Origin of the sequence: Candidatus Mycolicibacterium alkanivorans (genome assembly GCF_022760805.1) — a bacterium.
Taxonomy (GTDB): Bacteria; Actinomycetota; Actinomycetes; order Mycobacteriales; family Mycobacteriaceae; genus Mycobacterium; species Mycobacterium alkanivorans.
On sequence record NZ_JAIVFL010000001.1, the window covers coordinates 1,489,192 to 1,507,025 of the forward strand.

General features: G+C 68.9%; 14 protein-coding genes. 8 read left to right on the plus strand and 6 right to left on the minus strand.

All coding sequences use genetic code 11. From position 1 onward, the window contains the following. The first annotated feature begins 16 nt into the window (after positions 1 to 16). The 3 genes from K9U37_RS07455 to K9U37_RS07465 are packed head-to-tail and all read left to right on the plus strand — an operon-like array spanning position 17 to position 5,360. The gene (locus K9U37_RS07455) at positions 17 to 652 is read left to right on the plus strand and encodes a TetR/AcrR family transcriptional regulator (RefSeq protein ID WP_243071154.1); all 636 of its coding nucleotides are present in this window, start codon (positions 17 to 19) and stop codon (positions 650 to 652) included. Between the two features lie 59 nt (positions 653 to 711). After that, positions 712 to 4,404, plus strand: coding sequence for a transcription-repair coupling factor (gene mfd, locus K9U37_RS07460; protein WP_243071155.1), 3,693 nt, complete (start codon positions 712 to 714; stop codon positions 4,402 to 4,404). Next, positions 4,401 to 5,360 carry a nucleoside triphosphate pyrophosphohydrolase gene (locus tag K9U37_RS07465; RefSeq protein ID WP_243071156.1) on the plus strand — a complete coding sequence of 320 codons (960 nt, stop codon included), beginning with the start codon at positions 4,401 to 4,403 and terminating at the stop codon, positions 5,358 to 5,360. Before mfd ends, K9U37_RS07465 begins: the two co-directional genes overlap by 4 nt. Before the next feature lie 72 nt (positions 5,361 to 5,432). Here K9U37_RS07465 and efeB read toward each other — a convergent pair whose 3' ends face one another. Genes efeB through efeU form a run of 3 tightly spaced genes read right to left on the minus strand, consistent with a single transcriptional unit; the run spans position 5,433 to position 8,789 of the window. Then, positions 5,433 to 6,683: an iron uptake transporter deferrochelatase/peroxidase subunit gene (gene efeB / locus K9U37_RS07470; protein WP_243071157.1), complete on the minus strand. Its 1,251-nt coding sequence runs from the start codon at positions 6,681 to 6,683 to the stop codon at positions 5,433 to 5,435. Continuing rightward, entirely contained in the window at positions 6,664 to 7,830 is a 1,167-nt protein-coding gene (gene efeO / locus K9U37_RS07475) for an iron uptake system protein EfeO (protein ID WP_243071158.1), read from the minus strand. The genes efeB and efeO overlap by 20 nt, the downstream gene beginning before the upstream one ends. Beyond that, positions 7,827 to 8,789 carry an iron uptake transporter permease EfeU gene (gene efeU / locus K9U37_RS07480; protein ID WP_243071159.1) on the minus strand — a complete coding sequence of 321 codons (963 nt, stop codon included), beginning with the start codon at positions 8,787 to 8,789 and terminating at the stop codon, positions 7,827 to 7,829. Before efeU ends, efeO begins: the two co-directional genes overlap by 4 nt. A gap of 179 nt (positions 8,790 to 8,968) precedes the next feature. Between efeU and K9U37_RS07485 the strand changes: the two genes are divergently transcribed. The 5 genes from K9U37_RS07485 (at position 8,969) to K9U37_RS07505 (ending at position 13,195) form a co-directional block, all read left to right on the plus strand. Continuing rightward, positions 8,969 to 9,697 carry a lytic transglycosylase domain-containing protein gene (locus tag K9U37_RS07485; protein ID WP_243071160.1) on the plus strand — a complete coding sequence of 243 codons (729 nt, stop codon included), beginning with the start codon at positions 8,969 to 8,971 and terminating at the stop codon, positions 9,695 to 9,697. A 106-nt stretch (positions 9,698 to 9,803) separates the two neighbouring features. Beyond that, complete coding sequence (gene eno, locus K9U37_RS07490; protein ID WP_243071161.1) at positions 9,804 to 11,090, plus strand: phosphopyruvate hydratase; 1,287 nt, start codon at positions 9,804 to 9,806, stop codon at positions 11,088 to 11,090. Between the two features lie 14 nt (positions 11,091 to 11,104). Then, a complete protein-coding gene (locus tag K9U37_RS07495; RefSeq protein WP_243071162.1) occupies positions 11,105 to 11,764 on the plus strand; it encodes an FtsB family cell division protein in 660 nt (219 codons plus the stop codon). Continuing rightward, positions 11,757 to 12,248 (plus strand): DUF501 domain-containing protein, encoded by a 492-nt coding sequence (locus K9U37_RS07500; RefSeq protein WP_243071163.1) that lies wholly within the window; start codon positions 11,757 to 11,759, stop codon positions 12,246 to 12,248. Before K9U37_RS07495 ends, K9U37_RS07500 begins: the two co-directional genes overlap by 8 nt. Next, positions 12,245 to 13,195, plus strand: coding sequence for a Ppx/GppA phosphatase family protein (locus K9U37_RS07505; protein WP_308197352.1), 951 nt, complete (start codon positions 12,245 to 12,247; stop codon positions 13,193 to 13,195). Before K9U37_RS07500 ends, K9U37_RS07505 begins: the two co-directional genes overlap by 4 nt. 468 nt (positions 13,196 to 13,663) lie before the next feature. On the opposite strand, the gene K9U37_RS07510 is transcribed toward K9U37_RS07505, so the two are convergent. Genes K9U37_RS07510 through K9U37_RS07520 form a run of 3 tightly spaced genes read right to left on the minus strand, consistent with a single transcriptional unit; the run spans position 13,664 to position 17,834 of the window. Continuing rightward, positions 13,664 to 14,350 carry a response regulator gene (locus K9U37_RS07510; protein ID WP_243071165.1) on the minus strand — a complete coding sequence of 229 codons (687 nt, stop codon included), beginning with the start codon at positions 14,348 to 14,350 and terminating at the stop codon, positions 13,664 to 13,666. A 25-nt stretch (positions 14,351 to 14,375) separates the two neighbouring features. Beyond that, positions 14,376 to 16,913 (minus strand): DUF4118 domain-containing protein, encoded by a 2,538-nt coding sequence (locus K9U37_RS07515; protein WP_243073270.1) that lies wholly within the window; start codon positions 16,911 to 16,913, stop codon positions 14,376 to 14,378. A gap of 45 nt (positions 16,914 to 16,958) precedes the next feature. Beyond that, on the minus strand, positions 16,959 to 17,834 hold the full coding sequence (locus K9U37_RS07520) for a potassium-transporting ATPase subunit C (RefSeq protein ID WP_243071166.1): 876 nt from the start codon (positions 17,832 to 17,834) through the stop codon (positions 16,959 to 16,961).

Sequence of the window (17,834 nt, forward strand, 5' to 3'; positions counted from 1 at the left end):
CACGTACGCTGACCTGATGGCAGCACCGGAGAAGGAGCCGCGCGCGCCGCGGGCCCGCATGACGGGCACCGAGCGACGCCGCCAGCTCATCGACATCGCCCGGTCGCTGTTTGCCGAACGCGGTTACGAAGGCACCTCGATCGAGGAGATCGCCCAGCGCGCCAATGTCTCCAAGCCGGTGGTCTACGAGCACTTCGGCGGCAAGGAGGGCCTCTACGCGGTGGTCGTCGACCGGGAGATGTCGGCCCTGCTCGACGGCATCACTTCGTCGCTGACCAACAACCGCTCCCGGGTTCGCGTCGAGCGGGTGGCGCTGGCCCTGCTGACCTACGTCGAGGAGCGCACCGACGGCTTCCGGATCCTGATCCGCGACTCGCCCGCCGCGATCAGTTCGGGGACCTACTCGAGCCTGCTCAACGACGCCGTCAACCAGGTGTCGTCGATCCTGGCCGGCGATTTCGCCCGCCGCGGTCTGGATCCGGAACTAGCGCCGCTGTACGCGCAGGCGCTTGTCGGCTCGGTGTCGATGACTGCGCAGTGGTGGCTGGACACCCGCGAGCCGAAGAAGGAAGTGGTGGCCGCCCACCTGGTGAACCTGATGTGGAACGGGCTGACCCATCTCGAGGCGGACCCGCAGCTGGGGGCCGAGTAGCCCTCCGAATCGTGGCCCGCCGCAACGTCTTCGGCCATGCTGCCTAGAATGGACACATCATGACCGCACCGGGGCACCAGTATGTTCAGACCCCGATCGCGGGTCTGGTGGAGTTGGCGCTGTCGGCCCCCACGTTCACCGATCTCGCCGAGCGCGCGGCCCAGCGTCCCGCCGAACTCGCCCTCGTCGGCCCGGCCAGCGCCCAGCTCTACGCGGCGTGCGCACTGGCGCGCGGCGGTCCGCTTCTGGTCGTGACGGCCACCGGCCGCGAGGCCGACGATCTGACCGCCGAGCTGCGGGCGGTGTTCGGCGACGCGGCGGCGATGTTCCCGTCCTGGGAAACGCTGCCGCATGAACGCCTTTCCCCCGGCGTGGACACCGTCGGCGCGCGGTTGATGCTGCTGCGCCGGCTCGCCCACCCCGACGACGCCCGCCTGGGCCCGCCGGTGCGGGTGGTGGTCACCACGGTGCGGTCGCTGCTGCAGCCGATGGCGCCCGACGTGGCCGACATCGAGCCGGTGACGCTGCAGGTCGGAGCCGCTCCGGCGGCGACATCAGATACCGGTGCGCAGTTCGACTTCGACGACCTCGCGGCGCGCCTGGTCGAGCTGTCCTACAACCGCGTGGACATGGTGGGCAAGCGCGGTGAGTTCGCCGTGCGCGGCGGCATCCTGGACGTGTTCCTGCCGACCGCCGAGCACCCGGTGCGGGTGGAGTTCTGGGGCGACGAGGTCAGCGAGATGCGGATGTTCGCGGTCGCCGACCAGCGCTCGATCCCCGAGATCGACGTGCAGACCGTGGTCGCGATGCCCTGCCGGGAGCTACTGCTCACCGACGACGTGCGGGCCCGCGCCGCCAAGCTGGTGGCCGACCGGCCGACCGACGACCAGAACCGGATCAGCGGCGGCGTCGGCGACATGCTCGCCAAGCTGGCCGAGGGGATACCCGTCGACGGCATGGAGGCGCTGCAGCCGGTGCTGCGTCCCGACGAGCTGACCCTACTCATCGACCACCTGCCCGAGCGCACCCCGCTGCTGGTGTGCGATCCGGAGAAGGTGCGCACTCGCGCCGCCGACCTGATCAAGACCGGCCGCGAGTTCCTGGAGGCGTCGTGGTCGGTGGCCGCCATCGGCGGTGACGCCCCGATCGATCTCGAGCAGCTCGGCGGCTCGGGCTTCCGCGAACTCGCCGAGGTGCGCGAGGCCGCCCGGGCCGGCGACCACCCGTGGTGGACGCTGAGCCAGCTGGCTGCCGAAGACGCCGTCGAACTCGACGTGCGCGCGGCACCGACGGCCCGCGGCCAGCAGAGCAACGTCGACGAGATCTTCGCCATGCTGCGCGCCCACGTCCTGACCGGCGGGTACGCCGCTGTTCTCGCACCCGGCACCGGGACCGCCCACCGCGTCGTCGAACAGCTCGGCGAACGTGACACCCCGGCTGCGATGCTCGAACCCGGCGACGCCCCGAAGGCTGGTGTGGTGGGCGTGCTCAAGGGGCCGTTGCACGACGGCATCGTGGTCCCCGGCGCCAACCTGGTGGTGATCACCGAGACCGACCTGACCGGTAACCGGGTCACCGCTCCGGACGGCAAGCGGCTGGCGGCCAAGCGCCGCAACATCGTTGACCCGCTGGCGCTGACAGCCGGTGATCTGGTGGTGCACGACCAGCACGGCATCGGCCGGTTCGTGGAGATGGTGGAGCGCACCGTCGGCGGGGCCCGGCGCGAATACCTGGTGCTCGAGTACGCCTCCTCCAAGCGCGGCCAGGCGGCCGACAAGCTGTTCGTGCCGATGGACTCCCTCGATCAGCTGTCCCGCTATGTCGGCGGCCAGGAACCGAGCCTGAGCCGGCTCGGCGGCAGCGACTGGACGAACACGAAAACCAAGGCGCGCAAGGCCGTTCGCGAGATCGCCAGCGAGCTGGTGGCGCTCTACGCCAAGCGGCAGGCCGCACCGGGCCACGCGTTCGGGCCCGACACCCCGTGGCAGGCCGAGATGGAGGACGCGTTCGGGTTCACCGAGACCGTCGACCAGCTGACCGCGATCCAGGAAGTCAAGAACGACATGGAGAAGCCGGTCCCGATGGACCGGGTGATCTGTGGTGACGTGGGCTACGGCAAGACCGAGATCGCGGTGCGCGCGGCATTCAAGGCGGTGCAGGACGGCAAGCAGGTCACGGTGCTGGTGCCCACCACGCTGCTGGCCGACCAGCACCTGCAGACGTTCACCGCGCGGATGGCCGGCTTCCCGGTGACAGTCAAGGGCCTGTCGCGGTTCACCGACCCGGCCGAGTCGCGGGCGGTGATCGAGGGGATGGCCGACGGCAGCGTCGACATCGTCATCGGCACGCACCGGCTGCTGCAGACCGCCGTGCGCTGGAAGGACCTCGGCCTGGTGATCGTCGACGAGGAACAGCGCTTCGGGGTGGAGCACAAGGAGCACATCAAGAGCCTGCGCACCCACGTCGACGTGCTGACCATGAGCGCCACCCCGATTCCGCGCACCCTGGAGATGAGCCTGGCCGGCATCCGGGAGATGTCGACGATCCTCACCCCGCCCGAGGAGCGCTATCCGGTGCTGACCTACGTCGGCCCGCACGACGAGAAGCAGGTCGCCGCCGCGCTGCGCCGCGAGCTGCTGCGCGACGGGCAGGCGTTCTACATCCACAACCGGGTCAGCAGCATCGACGCCGCCGCCGCGCGGGTCAAGCAGTTGGTGCCCGAGGCCCGGGTGGTGGTCGCACACGGGCAGATGCCCGAAGAACAGCTCGAGCGCACGGTCGAGGGATTCTGGAACCGCGACTACGACATCCTGGTCTGCACCACGATCGTCGAGACCGGTCTGGACATCTCCAACGCCAACACGTTGATCGTCGAGCGGGCCGACACCTTCGGGCTGTCCCAGCTGCACCAGCTCCGCGGTCGGGTGGGCCGCAGCCGAGAGCGCGGCTACGCCTACTTCCTGTATCCCAAGGAGGTGCCGCTCACCGAGACCGCCTACGACCGGCTGGCCACCATCGCGCAGAACAACGAGCTGGGCGCCGGTATGGCAGTTGCGTTGAAGGACTTGGAGATTCGTGGTGCGGGCAATGTGCTCGGCGCCGAGCAGTCCGGGCACGTCGCCGGGGTGGGTTTCGACCTGTACGTGCGGTTGGTGGGTGAGGCCGTCGAGGCCTATCGCGCCGCCGCCGATGGCAAGATGGTGACCACCGCCGAGGAACCCAAGGACGTCCGGATCGACCTTCCCGTCGACGCCCATCTGCCGCCGGACTACATCGCCAGCGACCGCCTGCGGCTGGAGGCCTACCGGCGCCTGGCCGCCGCGAGTGACGATGCGGCCGTGGCCGCGGTCATCGAGGAGTTGATCGACCGCTACGGCCCGCTGCCCGAGCCCGCGCAGCGTCTGGTGGCAGTGGCCCGGCTGCGGCTGCTGTGCCGCCAGTACGGGGTCACCGAGCTCGCCGCCACCGGAACCGGTTCTCCCACAACGCTTCGCGTGTCACCGTTGACGCTGCCCGACTCGGCGCAACTGCGGCTCAAGCGGGTATACCCGGGCGCGAGTTACCGCGCGACGACCTCGACGGTGCAGGTGCCGATCCCGCGTGCGGGCAGTGGCGTGGGCGCACCGCGGATCCGCGATCTGGAACTGGTGCAGATGGTTGCCGACCTACTTCTGGCGCTCGACGGACGCCCGCAGGGTGAGGTTGATGTCACGACGTTCACGCCCGTATCCGGCGAGAAGTTGGGCCGATGACCGTCATCCTGGTCGATCCGCGCCGCCCGTCGCTGGTCCCGGTCGAGGCGGTCGAACTGCTCGGCGGCGACGTGCAGTACACCGAGGAGATGCCGGTCAAGATCCCGTGGTCACTGCCGTCGGCGCGCCCGGTGCTCACCGGTGCGGACGCCCCGGTGCTGTTGTCCTCCGACCGCGAGCATCCCGAGGTGCGGGCCAGGCTGGCCGCCGGGGAACAGTTGCTCTCAGTGCCCGCGCCGCAGCCCGGTGAGCGGCTGGTCGACGCGGTCGCGGTGATGGACCGGCTGCGCACCGCCGGACCGTGGGAGAGCGAGCAGACGCACGACTCGCTGCGGCGGTACCTGCTAGAGGAGACCTACGAGCTGTTCGACGCCGTGCACGGCGGCAATGCCGACGAGTTGCGTGAGGAACTCGGCGATGTGTTGCTGCAGGTGCTGTTCCACGCGCGGATCGCCGAAGAGGCGCTGGCGCAGCCATTTTCGATCGACGACGTCGCCGACACCCTGGTGCGCAAGCTCGGCAATCGGGTGCCCGCGGTGCTGGCGGGGGAGTCGATCTCGCTGGAGGACCAGATCGCGCAGTGGGAACAGCGCAAGTCGCTGGAGAAGGCCGCCCGGGTGTCGTGCATGGACGACATCCCGACCGGCCAGCCTGCGCTGCTGCTGGCCCAGAAGGTGATCGCCCGGGCGCAGAACGCCGGCTTGCCGACTGACCTTATTCCGGCCTCGATCACCACGGTGACGGTCGCCGCCGAGTTCGACGCCGAAAATCACTTACGGACAGCGCTGTTGAAGTTCATGGACACCGTGCGTCGCACCGAGGCGGCCATTGCGGCGAGCCGGCGCGACGCCGATGCGCCGACCGGGCTCGACGCCGCGGCGCCGCTGTGTGCCGTCAGCGAGGAAGAATGGCGGCGGCACTGGCCTCATGCCGGCAGTGCCGAGCCGGACGACTAGCCCTCGACTGTGGGCCTTATGCAGGCGAATTGGCGAATCTACCTGCACAGGGCCCACGGTCGGCGCCGGTGACTAGCCGAACAACGTCGAACCCCAGAACTCACCGTCGCGCAGGCCCGGCGGGCAGGCGAAGATCCCGCTGCTGGTGTGGGTGATGTACTCGTTGAGGGCGTCGTGCCGAGCCAGCTCGGACTGCATCGGGATGAACTGGGTGCGCGGGTTGCGCATGAACGCGATGAAGAATAGCCCGGCGTCCAGATGCCCGAACCCATCACTGCCGTCGGTGAAGTTGTAGCCGCGGCGAAGGATCCGGATCCCATTCTGATGCTGGTGCGAGGCCAGCCGTACATGCGCGTTGGCGTCGATCAACCCGTTGGGGGCGCCGCTGCCCTTCTGCCGGCCGATCACCCGCTCCTGCTCGAGAAGCGTTGTGCGGTCCCATGCCTCGATGCGCATCCGGATCCGGCGGCTGACCAGATAAGTGCCGCCGGTCATCCAGTCCGGCCCGTCACCTTTGGCCACCCACACCTGGTCGTCGAGCGTGCCGGTGTCCTCGGCTTTGATGTTGTTGGTGCCGTCCTCGAACCCGAAGAGGTTTCGGGGTGTGGTCTGTTCGCGGGTGGTCGACGAGGTGCGGCCGAATCCCAGCTGCGAGTAGCGCACCGCGACCGTCCCGAACCCCACGCGCGCCAGGTTGCGGATTGCATGCACGGCCACCTGCGGGTCGTTCGCGCACGCCTGCACCACGATGTCGCCGCCGCAGCGGGCTGGGTCCAGCGTCTCGTTGGGGAACTTCGGCAAGTCGGTGAGCAGCATGGGCTTCTGCCGCGCGATCCCGAAGCGGTCCTTGCCGTCCTTGACGAAGAAGCCCGGCCCGAACCCGATGGTCAGCGTCAGCTGGGCGGCCGCCAGGCCCAGCGCTTCACCGGTATCCGATGGCGGGGCATAGGGATTGAGGCCCACCGCGCCGTCGTGCACGGCTTCGTGGCCTGCGGTCATCCGCTCGGCCATGCCCGTCCACTCCTTGAGCATCGCCACCACGTCGGCCCTGGAGTCCGTGGTCATGTCGAACGCGCAGAAGTGCACCCGGTCCTGGGCCGGGGTGATGATGCCAGCCTGCCGCTCGCCGCGGAACGGCACGGGCTCGTCCAAGCCGCCGGTCGCGGTGGCGGCCGCCGATGCACGTCCGGCCAGGGCGCCCGCGCTGGCCGCGCCGACGACGGCGGCGGTGACGCCGGCGACGCCGAACAGCTCGCGCCGGGACAGGCAGTGGCGCTGGGCCTCGACCGGGACGGTGTCGGGGTCACTGGGGAGCGGTGACACCCTGCACCTGGCTCACGTCTTTACCCAGTGCGTCGATCGCCCGTGAAAGCTCTCGGCGCGCAGGCTCGCTCACCGTGTCATAGGAGACGAAGCCGTCACCTTTGCGGTACTTGTCCAGCAGCTCGTCGACGGCCTCGAAGCGCTGGTCGACCCGCTTGCCCAGTTCGGCGTTGCGCTCGTCGAGGATCGGGCGCACGGAGGCCACCGCGGTGCGGGAGCCCTCGACGTTGGCGTAGAAGTCCCACAGGTCGGTGTGGCTGAAGATGTCTTCCTCACCGGTGATCTTGCTGGCCGCGATCTCGTCGAGCAGACCCTGCGCACCACCGGCGATCTGGGTCGAGTCGATAGCGTAGTCCGGCGACTTCACCTTCTGGTTCAGCTCCGTGACATCGGCGAGCAGTTGGTCGGCGATGGCGTTGGTGTCGGGTTGCAGCCCGCTGACCCACAGGTCCTTCTCCAGGCGGTGGAATCCGGTCCACGCCTGACCTGGCTCGATGTCGGCCTCCCGCAGGTCGATACGCGGGTCGAGGTTGTCGGGGAACGACTCGGCGACCGGTTCGATGCGCTCGTAGTAGGTGCGGGTGGTGGGATACTGCGCCTTGGCCGAGGCGATGTCGCCGGCCTTGATCGCGGCGACGAAAGCGGTTGTGGCGGTGACGAGTTCGTCGGTCTGACCGTCCACGTACTTCTTGTACTCCGCGGAGGCTTGCGTGAACTTGCCCGTCTTGTCGGTCTGCAACGAGGCGCCCTTGACGACGAAGTCGGTGCGGATGCCGTCGCCGATCATGCCGGGCTTGCAGGCCGTCTTGTAGGTGCCGGGCTCGCTCAGCTGTACGACGAGCTTGCGCTGCAGCCCGGGTGAGATGTTCTCCACTTCACCGAGCACCCGGTCGCCCTCGCCGTAGACGTAGAACTCGGTCACCTTGGTGCCATTGTTGGTGATGACGAACGTGGTGGGCCCAGTGCCGGCCTCGGTGGCCGACAGCGTGCAGCCGGTATCGGTGGCGTCGACGGTGACTTCCGTCGAGCTCTTCGCGGAGGACGAGGACGACGTGGACTCCTTGGCCGTGCAGCCGGCGAGGGAGACACCGGCCAGGATCGCGGCGAGCGCCGCGGTACCGGTCTTGATGCCGTTGGTGAGTGTCACGTGGTCGACCTTTCGGTGAGGGGGGAGCGCCCCGCGTCGTCGGAGGCAGTGTCGGGAGGAACGTCGGTCGAGGGGGCCGGCTTGTTGCCGGTGCCCTGGGTGGGCCGCAGGAACACGGTCAGCACGATCGCCAGGTAGGCCAGCCAGCACACCAGCTGCAGCACCGTCGGCGTGGGCGTGATGTTGAAGACGCCCCGGATGATCTCGCCATACCAGGACGACCAGTTGAACCAGAAGCTGATGTCGAAGGCCCGGCCGCCGAGGTTGGGCAACCACCCGACGGTCTGCAGGGCGCCGATCCCGTACGACAGGATCCCGGCGGCCACCACGATCAGGAAGACGCCGGTGTACTTGAAGAACTTGGCCAGGTTGATGCGCACCGCGCCGGCGTACATCCCCCACGCAATCACGGCAGCCACCATGACCCCCGCGAACAGCCCGAGCAGTGGCCAGGCGGTCTCGGCTTCGGCATAGCCAACCATGAACAGTGCGGTCTCGAAGCCTTCCCGGCCCACCGCCAGGAAGGCCAGCATGAACACCGCCAGCGCACCGGTTTCCAGGGCGCGGGACATGCCGTCGCGCAATTCGCTGGACAGGCCCGCCGACGCCTTGCGCATCCACAGCACCATCGAGGTGACGATCGCCACCGCCACGAGCGAGGCCACGCCGGCGATGGCTTCGGCCGCGAGGTCCTTGACGGTGTAGGTGCCGTACTGAATGGCCAGGAACACGCCGACCGTCATCGCCACCGCGGCGGCGACGCCCAGCCACACCCATTTCAGAGCGTCGCGGCGCTGGGACTTGACCAGAAAGGCCACCAGCACCATGACGACGATCCCTGCCTCGAGCCCTTCCCGCAGACCGATCAGCCCACTGCCGAACAGCTGGGCGGGCACGGTCGGAGCGGCCGCGGCGAGCGTCGAGTGGATGCCGATCGGAACGGCCGCTACGTCGGTCATGAGCTGTCCTCACTGGTCCGGAGCCGAAGAAAGTGTTGCCTTACCAAACAAAGGTGTGGCTCACCTTAACAGATGATGGCTGACGACGTTGCCACCCCCCTCGTGGCGTTTGCCAGGGGCTAACGACCGTTCTCCCATGGGACGATGTAGAGACCGAATTATTGGTTCGAGGGGTAGTTGTGTCGTCTTCGCGTTGGGTGCGGGCCGGCGCCGTGGTTGCGGCGACCGCCGTGCTGCTGGCATCCAGCTGCTCGTGGCAGCTGGGCACCCCGATTCCGGAAGGGGTCCCGCCATCGGCGGGCGACTCGGTACCGGCGATCGACACCCACGCCAAGGGCCGGCCCGCCGATCAGTTGCGCCAGTGGGCGGGCGAACGGGCGCCTTCGCTCGGCATTCCCGTGCAGGCGCTGGAGGCCTACGCCTACGCCGCGCGGGTGGCCGAGGTGGAGAACCCGAAGTGTCATCTGGCGTGGACCACACTGGCCGGTATCGGGATGGTCGAAAGCCGCCACGGCACGTACCGCGACGCGACGATCGCGCCCAACGGCGACGTCAGTCCGCCGATCCGCGGGGTGCGCCTCGACGGCACCAACGGCAACCTCGAGATCGTCGACAGCGAGGAGTCGACGGACGGTGACCCGGTCTACGCCCGGGCGATGGGCCCGATGCAGTTCATCCCCGAGACCTGGCGGCTCTACGGCGTCGACGCCAACAACGACGGCGTGATCAGCCCGGACAACTTCGACGACGCGGCGCTCTCGGCGGCGGGGTATCTATGCTTCCGCGGCAAGGATCTAGCCTCACCGCGCGGCTGGATGAACGCGCTGCACGCCTACAACCACTCCGACCAGTACGCCCGCACGGTGCGGGACTGGGCGACGGCGTACGCGCAGGGACACCCGCTCTAACACGCCCGCAGCTTGGCGACCATCTAGGCTATGAGCGGTCAGCGGGCGAGCAGCCCATCCGCCGGACGAGGACGTTCGTCGCACACCAGGACGCAAGGAGAAGCCAGTGCCCATCATCGAGCAGGTTTCGGCTCGCGAGATCCTCGATTCCCGAGGCAATCCGACCGTCGAGGTCGAGGTGGCCCTGATCGACGGGACCTTCGCCAGGGCTGCCGTGCCGTCCGGTGCGTCGACCGGCGAACACGAGGCGGTCGAGCTGCGCGACGGCGCTGCCCGCTACGGCGGCAAGGGCGTCGAGAAGGCCGTCGAGGCGGTGCTCGACGAGATCGCCCCGGTCGTGATCGGGCTCAACGCCGACGACCAGCGCCTGGTCGACCAGGCGTTGCTGGACCTCGACGGCACGCCGGACAAGTCGCGGCTGGGCGCCAACGCGATCCTGGGCGTGTCCCTGGCGGTGGCCAAGGCCGCCGCGGACTCGGCGGCACTGCCGTTCTTCCGCTACATCGGCGGACCGAACGCGCACATCCTGCCGGTGCCGATGATGAACATCCTCAACGGTGGCGCGCACGCCGATACCGGCGTGGACGTCCAGGAGTTCATGGTCGCCCCGTTCGGCGCGCCGAGCTTCAAGGAGGCGCTGCGCTGGGGCGCCGAGGTCTACCACGCGCTCAAGGCAGTGCTCAAGAAGCAGGGCCTGGCGACCGGGCTGGGTGACGAGGGCGGTTTCGCGCCCGACGTGGCCGGCACCAGGGCGGCGCTGGATCTGATCAGCTCGGCCATCGAGGCCTCCGGCTTCAAGCTGGGCACCGACGTGGCGCTGGCCCTCGACGTCGCTGCCACCGAGTTCCACACCGCGGGCGCGGGATACAGCTTCGAGAAGGAGACGCGCACCGCCGAGCAGATGACCGCGTTCTACGTCGAACTGCTCGATTCCTACCCGCTGGTGTCCATCGAGGACCCGCTCTCGGAAGACGACTGGGACGGCTGGGTGGACCTGACCGCTGCGATCGGTGAGCGGGTCCAGATCGTCGGCGACGACCTCTTCGTCACCAACCCCGAGCGCCTCGAGGAAGGCATCGAGCGCGGCGCGGCCAATGCCCTTCTGGTGAAGGTGAACCAGATCGGCACGCTAACCGAGACGTTGGACGCAGTCGCTCTGGCCCACAACAGCGGCTACCGAACGATGATGAGCCACCGCAGCGGCGAGACCGAGGACACCACGATCGCCGACCTCGCCGTGGCCATGGGCTGCGGCCAGATCAAGAGCGGCGCTCCCGCGCGCAGCGAACGGGTGGCCAAGTACAACCAGCTGCTGCGCATCGAGGAGGCCCTCGGTGACGCCGCCCGTTATGCCGGCGATCTGGCGTTCCCGCGGTTCGCCGTTCCCGACTAGACGCGAAACCTGTTGTGGCGGAGAGTAAGCGGCCTGATCCGAAGCGACGCGCACCGGCCCCCCGGCCGGGGGCGTCGGGGCGGACCCGCCCGCGTACCTCACCCGCAGCCAAGCGTGACGCCCGCCCGCAGGCCGAACCCGTCGCGCGCAGCGTCACCGAACCGATCCGACGGGCGATCGCGGCTTCGGTGGAACAGCGTAGCGAGCAGCGGCTCGGGTTCACCGCCCGCCGGGCGGCGATCCTGGCCGCGGTGGTGTGCGTGCTGACGCTGACCATCGCCGGGCCGGTGCGCACCTACTTCGCTCAGCGCACCGAGATGAAGCAGCTCGCCGCCACTGAGGCGGCGCTGCGGCAGCAGATCGCCGAACTCGAGTCGCAGAAGGCCAAACTGGCCGACCCGGTGTTCATCGCCGCGCAGGCGCGCGAGCGGCTCGGGTTCGTGATGCCCGGCGACATCCCCTATCAGGTGCAGCTGCCGCCCGGTGCTGCCGCGCCGCCGACCGCCGGGCCCAAGGTCGAGGCCGTGCGCAGCAACGACCCCTGGTACACCTCGCTGTGGCACACCATCGCCGATGCGCCGCACGGGCCGCCGCCTGCGCCGACCACCGACGCGGCGCCGCCCACGCTTCCGCTGTCGCCGCCCGAACCCGTCCCGGCACCGCCCGGTGGTTGATCCCGCCGATCTCGACGCGGTGGCGCGGCAGTTGGGGCGCGAGCCGCGCGGTGTCCTGGAGATCGCCTATCGCTGCCCCAATGGCGAACCGGCAGTCGTGAAGACGGCGCCGCGGCTGCCCGACGGCACTCCGTTTCCCACGCTGTACTACCTCACCCATCCGGCGCTGACGGCCGCGGCGAGCCGGCTGGAGTCCGAGGGCCTGATGCGGGGGATGACCGAACGTCTGCACACCGACCCGCCGGCGGCCGAGGCCTATCGGCGCGCCCACGAGTCCTATCTGGCCGAGCGTGATGCCGTCGAGTCGTTGGGTACGGACTTCTCCGGCGGGGGTATGCCGGATCGGGTCAAGTGCCTGCATGTGCTGATCGCGCATTCGCTGGCCAAGGGTCGCGGGGTCAATCCGTTCGGTGACCAGGCGCTGGCCGTACTGGCCGGTGAACCGGGGATGGCAGGCATTCTGGTGAAGGAGGAGTGGACGTGAATCGGGTGGCGGCCATCGACTGCGGCACCAACTCCATCCGCCTGCTGATCGCCGACCTCACTGAGGGCCGGCTGCACGACATCCACCGCGAGATGCGCATCGTGCGTCTGGGTCAGGGTGTCGACGCCACAGGGCAATTGGCGCCCGATGCGCTGGCGCGCACCCGTGCCGCGTTGGTCGACTACGCCGCCCTGCTGGACCGCTTCGAGGTCGGCGCGGTGCGGATGGTGGCCACCTCGGCCACCCGGGATGCCGCCAACCGCCAGGTGTTCTTCGACATGACCGCCGACGTGCTGGGCCGGGTGGTTCCCAGCGCCATCGCCGAGGTGATCAGCGGGACCGAGGAGGCCGAACTCTCGTTCAACGGCGCGGTCGGTGAACTGGATTCTGCGGCAGCGCCTTTCGTCGTCGTCGACCTCGGCGGTGGCTCCACGGAGGTAGTGCTGGGCAACGGCCGCGGCGAGGGTCGGGTGCAGGCCAGCTACTCGGCGGACATCGGGTGTGTGCGGTTGACCGAGCGCTGCCTGCACTCCGATCCGCCGACGGCGGCCGAGGTGGCGGCAGCACGCGAGGTGGTCCGCGAACGGCTCGGGGAGGCGCTGCGGGTGGTGCCCGTCGACCGGGCCAGGACGTGGGTCGGCGTCGCGGGGACGTTCACCACACTGGCCGCACTGGCGCAGAACATGACCACCTACGACTCGGAGGCGATCCATCTGTCGAGGGTCGGCTTCGGTGAACTTCTGCCGGTGTGCGAGCAGTTGATCGGCATGACGCGCAAGCAGCGCGCGGCGCTGGGGCCGATGCACGAGGGCCGCGTCGACGTCATTGGCGGCGGTTCGATCGTGGTCGAGGAGTTGGCCGGTGCGCTCGGTCGGCGGGCCGGGATCGATGAACTCGTGGTCAGCGAGCACGACATCCTGGACGGCATCGCGCTGTCGATCGGCTGAGGGGTGGGCCTTGACCACCTGGCGGTACCCGCTAAACGGCAAATCGGACGCCGTCGATCTCCCGGCGCCCTACTTGCGGTGTTCGGGAATTACAGCTTGACGCGGCAGCCGCTGCTGATGTTGTGGCAGTGGTGGCCACCGTCGCAGGCATTGCAGCGACAGGTGCAGCCACCGGTGTGCTTGGTCTCGGGAACTTGCATGTCAGATCATCTCCTTCGCGGCCCGGCGGAAGGGCCCTGCGCCCACGATAGTGCGCTTTTGACGGGCGCGTCAGCCGAAACACGCGCGGGCGATCAGAACCGGATCAGGCCACGCAGATTGATGCCGGTGTGCATGTCGGCGTACGCGCCTCGGCGGAGTCCGTGCTCACCACGCAGACGTCAGCCATCGCGCCGTAGGTCACCGCGAGACTGAACCGACGCAGGCAACGTGCGAGTGGTGACTGCGTGAGTTCAATCTCGGCAACCCTCACGCCTCGAAGCGGTAGCCCATCCCGGCTTCGGTCAGCAGGTGGCGCGGATGCGAGGGGTCATCCTCGAGTTTGCGGCGCAGCTGGGCCAGATACACCCGCAGATAGTGCGTCTCCTTGGCGTAGGCCGGGCCCCACACCTCCTTGAGCAGCTCTTCACGGCCCACCAGCTTGCCGCGGTTGCGGACCAGCGTTTCGAGCATGCCCCACTCGGTAGGCGTCAGGTGCACCTCCGTACCGTTCCTGGTCACCTTCTTGGACGCCAAATCGACTGTGAATGAACCGGTTTCGACGACAGGCTCGTCGGTCTCCGAGGCCGCGGCACCGCGGCGTACCGCCGCCCGCAGCCGGGCCAGGAACTCGTCCATACCGAAGGGTTTGGTGACGTAGTCGTCGGCGCCGGCATCGAGCGCCTCCACCTTCTCGGTGGAGTCGGTGCGCGCCGAGAGCACGATCACCGGTGCGCGCAGCCAACCGCGCAGTCCGGCCAGCACCTCGATACCCTCCATATCGGGCAGACCGAGGTCGAGCACGATCACGTCCGGACGTTGCTCGGCCGCGGCTTTGAGGGCGGTGGCACCGGTTGCGGCGGTGATCACCTCGTAGCCGCGTACGCTGAGGTTGATCCGCAGCGCGCGCAGGATCTGCGGCTCGTCGTCGATCACCAACACCTTGACCTTGGTCATGGCGCCGCCAGGTCGACGACCTTGGTCATGGCGCCGCCAGGTCGACGATCACGGTCAGCCCACCGCCGGGGGTGTCGGTGGCCGAGATGGTGCCGCCCATTGCCTCGACGAATCCTTTGGCGACCGAAAGGCCAAGACCCACACCGTATTTGCTGTTGCGGTCACCGAGGCGCTGGAAGGCCTCGAACATCTGGTCTTCCACCCCGCGCGGCACACCGGGGCCCTCGTCGACGACGTTGATCAGGATGCGGTCGGCCACCCGGCCGGCGTTGACCCGCACCACGCTGTCCGGGGCATAGCGCAGCGCGTTGTCGATGAGGTTGGCCAGCACACGTTCGAGCAGTCCGGCATCGGCCAGGGCCACCGTGTCCCCGACGTCGACCTTGATCCGGTCCAGTCCGGAGCGGACGAAACCGGTTGCGCCGCAGCCGATGCCGAGCAGGGCGCGCTGCACGACCTCCTCGAGGTAGACCCGCTTGAGCTCAGGCCGCACCACCCCGGCCGCCAGCCGCGACGAGTCCAGCAGATTGTCCACCAGCGCGGTCAGTTGGTCGACCGACTCCTCGACGGTGGCCAGCAGTTCTGCGGTGTCCTCCTCGGAGAAGCCGATGTCGTCCGATCGCAGGCTGGACACCGCCGCTTTCGCGGCCGCTAGTGGGGTTCGCAAGTCGTGGCTGACCGCCGAGAGAAGGGAGCGGCGCAGGTCGTCTGCCTTCTCGATGGCGGCGGCCTTACCGGCGTCCTCGGCCAGCTCACGCTGACGCACCAAGCCGGCCGCCTGCTTTGCCACCGCGGCCAGCACCCGCCGGTCCCGCGCGGGTAGCTTGCGCCCGGCCATCAGAATCCAGAACTCGTCGTCGCCGACCTCGATGGCGGTGTCGGCGGAATCCACTGTCTCACAGGGATCCTTGCCCACGCACGCGACGATCTGCTCGTCGTCACCGCGTACTCGCAGCACACTCACACTGCGCTGCGAGTACGTCTCGCGCACCCGTTCCAGCAGCGTCTCCAGGTCGGCGCCACGCAGCACCGACCCCGAGAACAGCGTCAGCAACTCGGCTTCGGCCGAGGCGTGCCTGGCCTCCCGCTCCCGGCTGCCGGCGCGGTCCACCAGGACCGCCACCGCGACTGCCATCACCAGCAGAACCACCTCGGTGATCGCGGCGTCAGGTTCGGCGATGGTGAACGTGTGGCGCGGCTCGGTCAGGAAGTAGTTCAGCAGCAAGCCGGACAGCACCGCCGACACCGCGGCCGGTGCAACGCCGCCCAGCAGCGCGACGAGAAGCACCCCCACGAAGAAGATCGCGGTCTCTCCGGGGATCTTCAAATACCTGTCCAGGAACAGGGCGGTGATCGCGCAGATCACCGACGGCACCACCACCGCGGCCACCCACGAGATCACACGGCGGTCGCGGGGTGCCGCCGCGCGCACGGACAACCCGCGTCTGGCCTCCTCATGAGTGACCATGTGCACGTCGATTTTGCCGGAGTCCTGCACGATCGCCGCACCGATGCCCTCGTCGAAGATCCGCGCCCAGCGCGACCGCCGCGAGGTGCCGATCACCAGCTGGGTGGCGTTGATCTCGCGGGCGAAGTCCAGCAGCGCCTTCGGCAGGTCATCTCCGACGACGGTGTGCACGGTCGCGCCCAGGCTGGTGGCCAGCTCGCGCACCTTACCCATCTGCGGCGCCGAGATCCCCGACAGCGCATCACCGCGGACCACGTGGACGATCATCAGCTCGGCGCTGGACTTCGAGGCGATGCGGGAAGCCCTGCGCACCAACGTCTCCGACTCGGGTCCGCCGGTGACGGCGACGACTACGCGTTCGCGGGCCTCCCACGTCGCGGTGATCTTGTTGTCTGCGCGGTACTTCGCCAGCGCGGCGTCGACCTGGTCGGCCAGCCACAGCAGTGCCAGCTCGCGCAGCGCGGTGAGATTGCCGCGCCGGAAGTAGTTGGACAGCGCCGCGTCGACCTTCTCGGGTGCGTACACATTGCCGTGGGACAGCCGGCGCCGCAACGCTTCCGGGGTGATGTCGACCAGTTCGAGCTGGGATGCCTGGCGCACGATCTCGTCGGGCACGGTCTCCTGCTGCTCAATGCCGGTGATCTGCGCGACGACGTCGTTGAGGCTCTCCAGATGCTGGACGTTGACGGTGGAGATCACGCTGATGCCCGCGTCCAGCAGTTCCTCGACGTCCATCCACCGCTTCGGGTTCTTGCTGCCGGGTGTATTGGTGTGGGCGAGCTCGTCGACGAGGACCACTTGCGGGTTGCGGGCCAGCACAGCGGGCACGTCGAGTTCCGCGAAACGACCACCGCGGTAGTCGATGAAGTGCGGCGGGATGATCTCGATGCCGTCGAGCAGTTCGGCGGTCTTCTTGCGGCCGTGCGTTTCGACCACGGCGGCCACCAGGTCGGTGCCGCGCTCGAGCCGGCGGTGCGCCTCGCCTAGCATTGCGAACGTCTTGCCGACGCCGGGGGCGGCACCGAGGTAGATGCGCAACTCGCCGCGCTTAGGCCCCGAGCCGGGCGCGGCGGGCTGCGCACCGCCGCTGGTCACCCGCGGCGGCTGGACGGTATCCACCTGTTCATCATTCACCGACGGTCAGCTCTTGAGCGGGTACTTCTGGTCGAGTGCGAGGTTGAGTTCCACCACGTTGACCCGCGGTTCGCCGAGGAACCCCAGCGTGCGGCCGTCGGTGTATCGGGCGACGAGCGCGCGGACGACCTCGAGGCTGACGCCGCGGGCCTTGGCGACGCGGGTGACCTGCAGGTCGGCGTACGCCGGTGAGATATGCGGATCCAGGCCGCTGCCGCTGGCCGTCACAGCGTCGGCGGGCACCGCCGGGTCGGCCGGAGCCGCGCCGCGGATCGGCACGATCTGCCCCATCGAGTAATCCTCGCCGGACTTGGCGCACTCGACCCGAACCCCCTCGTAGGTGTCCAGGAAGGGGCGCTTGGTGGTGTCGCACGGCTGGTTGACGCTGATGACCGTGACGGGGTGCACCACGATGCCGCGGGCGTCGCGGGGCCCGATGACCGACAGCACCGCACCGACGCCGTCACCGGTGCAGAACGGCCGCGAGCCGTCCACGCCGTCGAGCTCCCCGGCCGCCTTGCTGCGGGTGCAGACCTGGGTCAGCAGGCTCGGCTTGCCGGGAGCATCGGCAATGCTCTCCGGCCCCAGGTTCGACGCCGACGTTGACAGCGGGTCGTATCCCGCGCCGGCGGCCGACGGGCGGCTCTGGAAGTACTGCGGCAGCGGGTTGCCCTTGTCGTCGGTGAACAACTGGCCGATGAGCCTGCTGGCCACCGGTTTTCCGTTGAGCTCGACGATCGACCCGTCGGCCCTGTCCCTCAGTCCCGGAAGCTGCGCGACCAGCCAGACGAACAGCGGATAGCCGACGCCGACGATGACGGTGAGCACCAGCAACGCGCGCAGCGCCGCCCAGTGTTGGCGGAGTACGGAAGACAGGTTCAT